The sequence below is a fragment of the Limnohabitans sp. genome (assembly GCF_031539175.1).
Lineage (GTDB): Bacteria > Pseudomonadota > Gammaproteobacteria > Burkholderiales > Burkholderiaceae_C > Limnohabitans.
Genome location: NZ_JAVKLQ010000001.1, coordinates 49,279 through 60,324, shown reverse-complemented (window position 1 = coordinate 60,324; position 11,046 = coordinate 49,279). Strand labels below are relative to the sequence as shown.

General features: G+C 57.6%; 11 protein-coding genes. All 11 read right to left on the bottom strand.

Annotated features, from left to right (window positions below):
* Positions 1-84: 84 nt before the first annotated feature.
* Positions 85-966: a tripartite tricarboxylate transporter substrate binding protein gene (locus tag RMS95_RS00295; RefSeq protein ID WP_310642681.1), complete on the bottom strand. Its 882-nt coding sequence runs from the start codon at positions 964-966 to the stop codon at positions 85-87.
* 10 nt (positions 967-976) lie between these two features.
* Positions 977-1,411: a PaaI family thioesterase gene (locus tag RMS95_RS00290; protein WP_310642680.1), complete on the bottom strand. Its 435-nt coding sequence runs from the start codon at positions 1,409-1,411 to the stop codon at positions 977-979.
* Positions 1,408-2,916: an AMP-binding protein gene (locus tag RMS95_RS00285; RefSeq protein WP_310642679.1), complete on the bottom strand. Its 1,509-nt coding sequence runs from the start codon at positions 2,914-2,916 to the stop codon at positions 1,408-1,410. The genes RMS95_RS00290 and RMS95_RS00285 overlap by 4 nt, the downstream gene beginning before the upstream one ends.
* Before the next feature lie 10 nt (positions 2,917-2,926).
* Positions 2,927-4,438 carry a class I adenylate-forming enzyme family protein gene (locus tag RMS95_RS00280; RefSeq protein WP_310642678.1) on the bottom strand — a complete coding sequence of 504 codons (1,512 nt, stop codon included), beginning with the start codon at positions 4,436-4,438 and terminating at the stop codon, positions 2,927-2,929.
* Between the two features lie 5 nt (positions 4,439-4,443).
* Positions 4,444-5,433: a tripartite tricarboxylate transporter substrate binding protein gene (locus RMS95_RS00275; protein WP_310642677.1), complete on the bottom strand. Its 990-nt coding sequence runs from the start codon at positions 5,431-5,433 to the stop codon at positions 4,444-4,446.
* A gap of 67 nt (positions 5,434-5,500) precedes the next feature.
* Positions 5,501-6,475, bottom strand: a complete 975-nt coding sequence (locus RMS95_RS00270; RefSeq protein ID WP_310642676.1) for a tripartite tricarboxylate transporter substrate binding protein — start codon at positions 6,473-6,475, stop codon at positions 5,501-5,503.
* A gap of 28 nt (positions 6,476-6,503) precedes the next feature.
* The gene (locus RMS95_RS00265; RefSeq protein ID WP_310642675.1) at positions 6,504-7,670 is read right to left on the bottom strand and encodes an acyl-CoA dehydrogenase family protein; all 1,167 of its coding nucleotides are present in this window, start codon (positions 7,668-7,670) and stop codon (positions 6,504-6,506) included.
* Positions 7,671-7,715: 45 nt separating this feature from the next.
* Positions 7,716-8,894, bottom strand: coding sequence for a thiolase (locus RMS95_RS00260; protein WP_310642674.1), 1,179 nt, complete (start codon positions 8,892-8,894; stop codon positions 7,716-7,718).
* Positions 8,891-9,277 carry an OB-fold domain-containing protein gene (locus tag RMS95_RS00255; RefSeq protein WP_310642673.1) on the bottom strand — a complete coding sequence of 129 codons (387 nt, stop codon included), beginning with the start codon at positions 9,275-9,277 and terminating at the stop codon, positions 8,891-8,893. Before RMS95_RS00255 ends, RMS95_RS00260 begins: the two co-directional genes overlap by 4 nt.
* Positions 9,278-9,287: 10 nt before the next feature.
* Complete coding sequence (locus RMS95_RS00250) at positions 9,288-10,193, bottom strand: SDR family NAD(P)-dependent oxidoreductase (RefSeq protein WP_310642685.1); 906 nt, start codon at positions 10,191-10,193, stop codon at positions 9,288-9,290.
* Between the two features lie 55 nt (positions 10,194-10,248).
* Positions 10,249-11,043 (bottom strand): enoyl-CoA hydratase/isomerase family protein, encoded by a 795-nt coding sequence (locus RMS95_RS00245; RefSeq protein WP_310642672.1) that lies wholly within the window; start codon positions 11,041-11,043, stop codon positions 10,249-10,251.
* Positions 11,044-11,046: the final 3 nt, after the last annotated feature.

Here is an 11,046-nt window from a genome sequence, read left to right as displayed (position 1 = left end):
TGGTATCGTTCTTCTCGGCTGAGGTGCTTGTACATTGGGCAATTTCGATTTGGCGGTTAAAGCGGCCATGATGCTCTCGCATCCTCAGCCACCTATAACCAGTTCATCTTTGTTGCACTTCGTCCTTGAATCCGCCAAAGCACTCACCAAGCGCGCTGCAATTTTTGGATCTAAATTTTTGGGCGTCACCAGCCCCATGGGCGACTCAATCACCAAGTCATAGCCCAGCTCTTTCACTGTGGGCACATGGGGGTAACGCTTGAGACGCTCAGCCGTGAATGTGGCCAACAGTCGGACTTTGCCACCTTGCACCTGAGCCCCGAAACCAGGATCGCCATACACATCCAAATGCCGGCCAATCAACGTGGTGAACGCCTCAGAGCCGCCCTTGAACGGCACCATGTTGAAACTCGTGCCAGCGAGTTTGCCCAAACGCTCGGCATAAATGCGGTTGATGCTGATCGCCCCCACATTGCCCCAACTCAACATACCGGGCTGCTTTTTTGCATCGGCCAAAACTTCACCCAAGTTTTTCCAAGGCGCATCCATCGCGACCGACACTCCCGTGCTCAAACCAAACAATCCAGCGATATAAGTGAAGTCGCGCAAAGGATCAAAGTTCACTTTTTGCACCAGCGGCGCACGAATCACCGAGTTGTGCATGACCGCCAAGGTGTAACCATCGGCTTCGTTCATGGCCCCCACAGAAGCTGTGCCCATGATGCCGCCAGCGCCGGGGCGATGCATCAACACCACCGGCTGCCCTAACTCGCGGGAAGCGGCTTCAGCCAAAGAACGAAACACCGGATCGACCGAGCCACCCGGCGGAAAAGGCAACACCAAGGAAATAGGTTTCGATGGAAAGGGGTCAGCCGCCCATGCAGCAACGCCGCCGTGCAAAAAGCCTAGGCAACACAAGGCCACCACAGCCTGACGACGCATACGGTTCAAAAGAGATGACTTCATCGTTATTTCCTCATGGGTTAATCGTGGCCGTGGGTTTGGGATGCTCTAAAAATCGAAAAGAACCATGGGCTTGTGCAATGGTTTGCCCCTGCGCATCGGTGACCTTGGCGCTGCACCAGACCACCGCGTTGTCGTGGTGCAAGACGTGACCATCGGCGGTCAACAAGCCACGTCCAGGCGCCAGAAAATTGGTGGTCAGATTGAGCGTCACCACCGTACGGGTGAAATTCACGCAAGACACGGCGGCGCTGGCCATGGCCACATCGAGCATGGTGGACACCACGCCGCCGTGCACCGCGCCAATCACATTGCCAACCTCTGCCGAAGGATCCAACGTGATGCGAGCGTGCCCTGCTTGAGAGAACGCCCGTTTCATGTCCAGCAAGCGCATGAACGGTGTTTGTGAGAACACGTCCAAAGGGTTATCAGGTGTGACGGGCTTCATGCGCGCACACGTTCACGTAATGCATTTTTAAGAATCTTCCCAGCGGCAGACATGGGCAATTCCGAGACAAAGCTGAAGCTGCGTGGGCATTTGTAACCCGCCAACGTTTGATGGCAATCGGCACGCAAAGCAGCCGCCATCTCGTCTGCAGACAAACTCGCGGTGCTGGTCAACACGATCACTGCGTGCACGGCCTCGCCCCACTTCACATCGGGAACACCGATCACCGCAGCCTGGGCCACATCCGCGTGGTTACGCAAAACAGCCTCTACTTCGGCGCAGTACACGTTTTCACCACCAGTGATGATCATGTCTTTGAGGCGGTCCACGATGAACAAATACCCGTCTTCACGCATGCGCCCCAAGTCACCCGTTCGAAACCAACCATCGACAAATGCGGCAGCCGTGGCGTCGGGCTGTTTCCAATAGCCTTGCATGATCATGGGGCCTCGCACCCAAATCTCGCCCACTTGACCACGCGGCGCTTCTTGGCCCAACTCATCCACCACCTGAATCTCGGCCCCCAAACCCGCGTGGCCAACAGAATTCAGCAACGCACGCGCGTCACCTTGTGCGCGGTGGTTCACGGGCAAGTTGATGCACACAGCGCCCGCTGTTTCGGTCAATCCATATGCTTGAAAAAACTCAGCCTTGGGCCACGTTGCCAATGCCCGGTTGAGTAAATCAGGCGGCATGGGCGCGGCACCAAACGCAATACGATCCAAGCACTGCAACTTGGCTGCGTCAAAGTTCGCGTCATCCAACAAGGCTTGCAACATGCTGGGCACCACGATGGTGTCGTTGATGCCGAAGCGCTCAATGGCGGCCAACACGGCAGGTGTTCTGAACTGCGCCATCGTCAACCAACGGCCACCCACAATCATCTGACCGATCATGCGCCCTAGGCCCGCGACATGGAACAAAGGAGCCACCAACAACGACACCGAATCTGGCGGATTATTCAGCTCAGCACCTCGCGTCATAGAGGCCGACCAGAAGTTGGCGTGGGTCAACATCACCCCTTTCGATCGACCCGTGGTGCCGCCTGTGTAGAGCAGCGAGGCCAACGCCGCCCCACCGGTGCGCGTGTCTGGCACGGGTTGCATGGCGGCAGAAGACTTCGCCAAATCCGTCAAGCTCAAACAAGGCGAAAAGCCTTTGGGCGCTGGCAAACTGACGTCGTGCAACAAAAGCACGGCATCGCTGTCTTTCAAGGCATATTCCAGCTCCGCTTCGCTCCAACGTGTGTTCATCGGACACGCCACAGCACCCAGCCACCAACACGCCAGAATCGCTTGAATCAAGTGATCGGAGTTAGGGGATAGCAATGCCACGCGGTCATTGGCGCGTATGCCACGGGCTTGCAAATAAGCGGCTTGACGCCCCACAGCGTCCAAGACTTCGGCAAAGGTCCAATGCCGTTCACCTGCGTCACTCACATGGGTCAAGGCGATGGTGTCTGGGTGCCGTTGTACGGCGCGATGTAAACCTTGGGTCAAGTACACAACACGGTCCTTATTGAGGTTGCGCTTCAAAAGAAGCCAAAAGCTCACGCTTGAGCACTTTGCCGCTCAGCGTCATGGGAAACACATCGCTCACCACCGTTTGTGACGGGCGTTTATAGGGTGCCAAATGGTCCGCCACAAAGGCCTCTAACGCGGCACGGTCCAGCGCTGCGTTGGGTTGCATTTCTAGGAAAGCCATGATTTCTTCGTTGCCATCTGACACGGGCCGTCCGACCACCGCGGCACGCTGCACGCCTGGAAATTGGGCCAGCACCGACTCCACCTCGCCGGGGTACACATTGAAGCCCGAGCGAATGATCATTTCTTTCAGACGCCCCACCACAAACAAAGCACCTGTCTCGTCCAAGTAGCCAATGTCGCCACTGGCGTACCAGCCCCCATCACGCATCACTTGCGACGTCGCGGCGACATCGCGAAAGTAACCGGGCATCAAGCCAACGCCACGCATCCAAATCTCACCGCGCTCGTCTGTCGTTGCATCTCGGCCTTGTTCGTTCACGATGCGCAGTTCGGCACCGTCCACCAAATAACCGGCCGAGGTGTCATCTCTGGCCACATTCAAAAGGCCTAAGCACAAAGCGCCTGCATATTCAGACAAGCCATAGCCGTGATGCAAAGGCTTTGAAAAGCGATGTTCCACCGCACGTTTGAGCTTCAAATCCAACGGTGCAGCGCCGGTGTAAACGTAGCGCAGATCAGGGCAAACAGGGTGTTCGATGCCCTGCGTATCCAACCACGCCAACAAACGCGTGAACATGGCGGGTGGTCCCTGCAATTGCGTGACGCCACCTTCCGCCAATGCGTTGAACACATCGGCAGGATCAAATGCGCTGCGCATGACCAAAGCTGCACGCGCATACAAAGAAGCCATCAGCACTGTGCCCAAACCAAAAATGTGTGTCATCGGCAAATAAGCATACGAGCGATCAGCTTGGGTGAGTTGGCGCGACTCGGTTGACACGCGACCAAACTTCAACAAGCCCTGATGCGACACCAACACGCCCTTAGGCGTGCCCGTGGTGCCCGATGTGAAGATGATGGCTGCCACGCGCTGTGCCAACTCGCCCTCCTCGGCCACCGCATGCGTGCGCACAGCACTGCGCTGCAGCCCCGTCAGCACACTGCCACGGGCAGCTGCTTCTTGCGCATGGGCACGAGCGGCCGTCGACACCTCGCTGGTGAAATACATCACGCGGGGGTCCGCCTTCTGTACAAACAAGCTCACTTCGCCGCGTGACATGCGCGCATTCACCCCGCACGACCAAGCCCCGACCTTGCTGCACGCCAAGATCAAGGCCACGTGCTCCGGACAGTTCTCTGCCACGATGAGCACGCGGTCCCCCGCACGCACGCCGTCAGACTGCAACTCCACCACCAAACGATCGACCCAAGCGGACAAGTCAGCCAATGTGAAATCGGCCGTTGGCGTAGAAAGAAACACCTGCGATGGCGCCTCAGCCACGCGCGCATCAAACAGTTGATGAATGAATTGAAAATTCATAGCGTTCATTGAACCTGAATGCCTTTGGTCACCGTGGCCCACAACGCCAACTCACGCGCCGCACGCTCAGCCAGCCATTGAGGTGGCCCCACCCACAAGTCATACCCTTGCTCGGCCCATTTGTTTTTCAAATCATCGCTGGCCAACGCTTTGCGCGTGGCGTCATTCAAGCGCTGCACCATCTCAGCGGGCAACTTGGCGGGGCCATACAAGCCGTACCAGCCTCCCACTTCGTAATCGGCCAAGCCCGCTTCGCGCATGGTGGGCACATCGGGCATCGACACGTTGCGCTCACGCGAGGTGACGGCCACAGCCAAAACGCGCCCCGAAGACACATAGTTGCGTGCACTGCCGATGATGTCAAACATCATGTTGATTTGTCCGCCGATCACATCGGTCATGGCGGGCGCGTTGCCTTTGTAAGGCACATGCGTCAAGGTGGTGCCTGTACGCAATGCGAATAACTCGCCACTCAAATGGTTAGACGCACCCATGCCTGCTGAGCCGTAAGCCAACTTATTCGGATGCGCTTTGGCGTAGCTGATGAGCTCGGGGACCGTTTTGAAGGGGTGGTCTTTGTTCACCACCAACACATTGGCGTAGCTCAAGATGGGCGCGATGGGCGTCACGTCTTTGGCGGTGTCAAACGGCATGGACTTCAAAATGTGCGGACTGATCGTCATCGTGGGACTGGCCGCAAAAAACAACAGCAGGCCATTGGGTGTTGCTTTGGCCACGGCATCGCCCCCCATCGCACCGCCTGCACCCGGTCTGTTTTCAACCACCACAGACTGCCCCAACTCTCTTGACAGCGCTGGTGCAAACAAGCGTGCAGCTGCATCGACAGGCCCACCTGCGGCATAACCCACCACCAAGCGCACGGTCTGTCCCGGTGTTTGTGCAAACAGGGCCAGAGGGAAAAGCAGCAGCAAGGCCAGCCACCCACGTGAACACGACTTATGGCTGCGAATTCCCCAAAATTTGAAATGACTCATGTGTTTTGTCTCCTGATGATTGATTGATATAGGCACACTTGAATCGCGCTCGCTAGCCGCCTGGAGGTCACTGGTTGAGTTTGATGCCCGCCTCTTTGATGATGTTGGCGTAGACCTGCGCATCCGACTTCATCACTTGCGCAAACTCCTCGGGCTTGCCACCGCCCACGCCTAAGCCAAAGCCCTCAATGCGCGCCACCACATCGGGCATGCGCAAGATGCGGTTGGCCTCGTCGGAGTACTTGGCCACAATGGCCGCAGGCGTGTTGGCAGGCAAGAGCATGCCAAACCAACCCAGCGGCTCATAGGAGTGAAAGCCCAGCTCTTTGAACGTGGGCACATCGGGCAGTGCGGCCATGCGTTGGGTACCCGTCACGGCCAAAGGCTTGAAAGATTTCAGGTGGGCACGGGCAGAAGCCGAATCAATGAACGCCGAGGTCAATTGGCCACCCACCATGTTGTTGACCAATGGTGCGGCCCCTTGAAATGGCACGTGCACCATGTCTAACCCCCCTTGCAAATTCAGCAAGGCGCCTTGAATGTGCGATGAGGTACCTGCGCCATACGTGCCGAAGTTGTATTTGCCTGGATTGGCTTTGACCAAGGCAATGAATTCTTTCAAACTATTGGCGGGTGATTTGGGGGGCACCACAAACATGCTGGGGCTTTTCGCCACTTGCACCACGGGCAACAGGTCTTTGAGTGGGTCATAAGGCAAGTTCATCAGCGGAGGCTGCTGAATGATCGCGGTGATGGTCATCAAAATCGTGTACCCATCAGGCGCGGCTTTGGCTACCACGTTGTTGCCAATGGTGCCACCTGCACCCGGCTTGTTGTCAACCACCACAGAGGTGTTCCACGCCTCGCCTAACTTCTGCGCCATCATGCGCGCCAATGCATCTGTGGCACCACCGGCTGGATAAGGCACGATCACTTTGATCGGTTGACTTGGAAAGTTTTGAGCCCACACAGGTGCCGCGGCAGTGAAAGCACTCAATACGGCACCGGCCATCAAAGCACGACGAGAAATAGAATTTTTCATGGTTGTCTCCTCTTTTATTGAATGAATTTCAGCGTGTCGCTTCACGCACCAAATTACGGGCAATCACAATTTGTTGAATTTGGCTGGTACCTTCATACAAACGGAATAACCGCACATCACGGTAAAAACGCTCGATGCCGTACTCGCTCAAATAACCTGCACCTCCAAAGATTTGCACCGCACGGTCCGCCACACGTCCGCACATCTCGGACGCGAACAACTTGCAGCACGAGGCTTCGGTGGCGACTGCTTGGCCTTCATCGCGTTTGCGAGCGGCATCAATCACCATGCAACGTGCAGCGTAGATTTCGGCCTGGCTATCCGCCAACATGGCTTGCACCAGTTGAAATTCAGCAATCGATTGACCAAACTGTTTGCGGTCGATGGCGTAATTCAATGCGTCACGTTGCATGCGCTCAGCCACGCCCACGCAAATGGCTGCAATGTGGATACGCCCCTTCTCCAACACCTTCATCGCTGTTTTGAAGCCCTGCCCTTCTTTGCCACCAATCAGTTGACTAGCAGGCACACGACAGTTTTCAAAAATCACATCGGCGGTGTGTGCGCCGCGCTGACCCATTTTTTTATCCACCTTGCCAATCGTGATGCCAGGGGTGCTGGCTTCGACGATGAAGGCCGACACACCACCCGCCCCTTTGTCCGCAGGGTTGGTGCGCGCCATCAGGGTGAAGAGGCCTGCATGGGGTGAGTTGGTGATGTAGCGCTTGGTGCCGTTGACGATGTAGTGATCCCCCTCAGCATCCGTGCCGCGAATCGCCGTCGTGCGCAACGAGGCGGCGTCAGAACCGGCATCGGGCTCGGTCAGGGCAAACGAGGCAATCAACTCCCCTGTGGCGAGTTTGGGCAAGTACTTGGCTTTTTGCTCGGCCGTGCCATCCAACAAAATGCCTTGCGAACCAATGCCAACGGTTGTGCCAAACAGCGAGCGAAAGCACGGCGAAGTTTGGCCCATCGCCAACATGACCATGACCTCCTCTTCCATCGTCAGCTCAAGGCCGCCGAAAGACTCAGGCACGGTCAAACCGAACAAGCCCATGTCTTTCATCTCTTGCACGATGTCGTCTGGAATCTCGTCAGTCTCAGCCACCAAGGCCTCGGCAGGGACGAGTCGCTCGCGCACAAAGCGATTCACAGAATCTAACAAGGCATTCAGTATTTCGGGATCACGAATCATGGTGTGTGGCACTCATAAAAGTTAAGACAGAACTGACGCAACGCCTCACAGCGCAGCAGCCGTTCCCAAGATAGCGGTGGATTGGCTCGACAACGTGCCGCCGTTGCCGTGCGCCAATGCGATCTGGGCGCCAGGCACTTGCCGTTCGCCCCCCTCACCTCGCAACTGCCGCACCGCTTCGATGAGGGCGAAGATGCCGTACATGCCCGGATGCACACACGACAAACCACCGCCGTTGGTGTTGACTGGCAAATGGCCACCGGGTGCGATGCCACCGTTTTGCACAAACGCACCAGCCTCGCCCTTGGCGCAAAAACCCAAGTCTTCCAAGAACAACAAGGTGTTGATGGTGAAGGCGTCGTACAACTCCACCACATCCATGTCTTTGGCCGACAAGCCCGCCATGGCATAGGCCTGACGACCTGACTCGCTGGCTGCCGTGACGGTGATGTCAGGCATGGACGAGATCTGGCGGTTCCAGCAGGCGGTGCCGTTGCCCAACACGTACACCGGTTTCTTGGCCAAGTGCTTGGCGCGGTCGGCGCGCACCAGCACGTAAGCACCGCCACCGTCGGTGACCAAACAACAATCGCGCACTGACAGCGGATCGCTCACCATCCGTGCGTTCAGCACATCGTCGATGGACAGCGGATCGCGCATGAAGGCTTCGGGGTTGCGCTGTGCCCACTGGCGTGCGGCCACCGCCACTTCGGCCAAGTCGCGACGCGTGGTGCCGTATAGGTGCATGTGGCGCGACGCGGCCAAGGCATAAGCACTGGGTGGGTTGAAAGGCTCGTAAGGCGTTTCATAAGGTTGCGGATCCATCCAGCGGCGGGCCTGCGCAATTTCGCGTCGCCCAAAAGTAGCCGTGCGTTGCGTACTGCCATAGCAAACCAACACGGCATTGCACTGTCCGGATTGCAAGGCATGCATGGCAGGCAACAGGTGCGCAATGAAGCTCGAGCCGCCCACCATGGTGCCGTCGATGAAGCTCGGGCGGATACCGAGGTACTCGATGACCGGCATGGGCCACATGGTGGAGCCCACGCTGGCGGTACACAGCCCATCGATGTCGCTCATCTTCAAACCGGCATCGGCCACGGCGGCATGTGCCGAGCGTGCCAACAATTCCATCTCCGAAAAACCATGGGCCTCGCCACACCCAAAGGTGGCCACGCCAACAATGGCAGCGCTACCGCGCAGGGCTTTCAATCCATCGCTCATGCTGCACCTCCTACGGCGTCGAACACCACCACACCTTTGTCATCGGCCACCACCACACGCGCTGTCACGCGCTGGCCAATCTTCACGCCATCGGGTTTCAAGTTGTCCACGCGGCTCATGAGGCGTGGGCCTTCATCGAGGTCAATCAGGCTGACGTTGTAGTCACCCCCTTCTGCGGGCTTGCGGCGCACGGTGGTCACGGCGTAGACCGTGCCTTGTCCGCTGGGACTGACGAATTGCACCGCATCGCTGCCGCAATGCGGACAGACTTCACGCGGAAAATAAATGTGCTGACCGCAGCCGTCGCACTTTTGAATCAGAAATCGCCCTTCGGCCAATGCGGCCTGGTGCTGCACGAGGACGCCTGTGTTTGTGTGGCTCATCGTCATCTCCTTAAACGGGGTCCCAGCTGAACACATCGCCCGAGCGCTCTAAGTCGAAGAAGCTGGCCTGCAGTGCGGGCATGGCGTGGTTGAGCACCGTCTGCGGCGTCCAGCCCTCGCTGCGGTGCACCGAGCGCACAGGGCGCGGCTGGCTCATGAGAAAAATCTCGTTGTTGCGAACCGCGAAGATCTGCGCATTCACATGGGCCGAACTGTCGCTGGCCAAACACACGGCCAGAGGTGCAATCTTGGCGGGCGTCATCTGTTTGATGCGCTCAACACGCGCTTGCTCTTCGGGCGTTTCGGTGGGGATAGAACCAATCATGCGGCTCCAAGCAAACGGCGAAATGCAGTTGGAACGCACGTTGAACTTTTGCATGTCCAAGGCAATCGACTTCGACAAGGCCGCCACACCCAACTTGGCTGCGGAATAGTTGGCTTGGCCAAAGTTCCCCACCAAACCCGAAGTAGACGTCATGTGGATGTAATTGCCGCTGCCTTGCTCTTTGAAGTGCGTGGCTGCTGCACGGCTGACATGGAAAGCCCCGTAGAGGTGCACCTTGATGACGGCGTCCCACTCGTCCACGCTCATCTTGTGGAAAAAGCGGTCGCGCAAAATGCCTGCGTTGTTGACCACCACGTCGACACGGCCAAAGGTGTCGAGCGCAGTTTGGATGATGCGGCCTGCGCTCGCAGCTTCAGACACGCTGTCGGTATTGGCCACGGCCTCTGCGCCCAAGGCTTTGATTTCGTTCACCACGGCTTGCGCAGGGCCAGCGTCATTGCCTTCGCCGGATACCGAAGCGCCAATGTCGTTGACCACCACTTTGGCCCCTTCACGGGCCATGGCCAAGGCGATGTCGCGGCCGATACCGCCACCTGCGCCCGTGACCACCACCACTTTGCCTTCAACCATGCGTGCGTGACTTGTTTGTGCGTTGCTCATCTTCATCTCCTTTTTCAATGTGTTTTTATTTGTTGACCGGCCACTGAAACGGCAGTGGCTCTTTGTTGAGAAAGCGGTTCACCGCGGTCTTGTGTTCTTGGGTTCCCATCGCCAAAGCTTGGGCATTGGCCTCGTTTTCTAGCGAGGTCGACACATCGCCCCCCCAGCCTGCAAACGTGCGTTTGATCAGACTCACAGCCATGGGCGAGGCATGGACAAAACTGGCAGCCAAGGCTTGGGCGCGCGCCATCAAGGCGTCGGGCTCATGCAACTCCATCACCAACCCCAAATGCAAAGCTTCTGGGCCTTCGACATCGCGCGCCGAGAGCATCAGTTCTTTGGCACGTTGCACGCCCACGATGCGGGGCAAGGTGTAGAAAGCTCCGCAATCCGGCACCAATCCCACCTTCAAAAATGACATGCAAAAGCGTGCACGTGGCGTGGCCAGCACAAAGTCTGCGGCCAAGGCCAAGCTGAAACCGGCGCCTGCCGCCGCTCCGTCGACGGCGGCAATCACGGGACGGTCCAAGGTCAACAGCTCTTGCAGCCAGGCATGCAAATCTTGCAGACGATGACGCCAGCCTTGGTTGTCCAAGCCGACAGTCGCGATGTTTTTCAAATCACCGCCTGCGCAGAAGTGACCGTTCGCGCCCGTCAAAATCAATGCACGAATGCTGGGGTCACGGCGAATGCGCATCACGACCGCAGAGACTTCGACGCGCATGGCGGGGTCAAGTGCATTGCGTTTGCTGGGGTTGTCCAGCGTCAGCGTGGCGACTTGGTTGCTGACATTGAATTGGATGGTTTTGAAATCAGTCATCGC

Bases quoted from the DNA above. Each gene is read 5' to 3' on its own strand.
- RMS95_RS00250 (WP_310642685.1), bottom strand. From the start codon at position 10,193: ATGGTTGAAGGCAAAGTGGTGGTGGTCACGGGCGCAGGTGGCGGTATC.
- RMS95_RS00290 (WP_310642680.1), bottom strand. From the start codon at position 1,411: ATGAAGCCCGTCACACCTGATAACCCTTTGGACGTGTTCTCACAAACA.
- RMS95_RS00295 (WP_310642681.1), bottom strand. From the start codon at position 966: ATGAAGTCATCTCTTTTGAACCGTATGCGTCGTCAGGCTGTGGTGGCC.
- RMS95_RS00260 (WP_310642674.1), bottom strand. From the start codon at position 8,894: ATGAGCGATGGATTGAAAGCCCTGCGCGGTAGCGCTGCCATTGTTGGC.
- RMS95_RS00255 (WP_310642673.1), bottom strand. From the start codon at position 9,277: ATGAGCCACACAAACACAGGCGTCCTCGTGCAGCACCAGGCCGCATTG.
- RMS95_RS00245 (WP_310642672.1), bottom strand. From the start codon at position 11,043: ATGACTGATTTCAAAACCATCCAATTCAATGTCAGCAACCAAGTCGCC.
- RMS95_RS00265 (WP_310642675.1), bottom strand. From the start codon at position 7,670: ATGATTCGTGATCCCGAAATACTGAATGCCTTGTTAGATTCTGTGAAT.
- RMS95_RS00270 (WP_310642676.1), bottom strand. From the start codon at position 6,475: ATGAAAAATTCTATTTCTCGTCGTGCTTTGATGGCCGGTGCCGTATTG.
- RMS95_RS00280 (WP_310642678.1), bottom strand. From the start codon at position 4,438: ATGAATTTTCAATTCATTCATCAACTGTTTGATGCGCGCGTGGCTGAG.
- RMS95_RS00275 (WP_310642677.1), bottom strand. From the start codon at position 5,433: ATGAGTCATTTCAAATTTTGGGGAATTCGCAGCCATAAGTCGTGTTCA.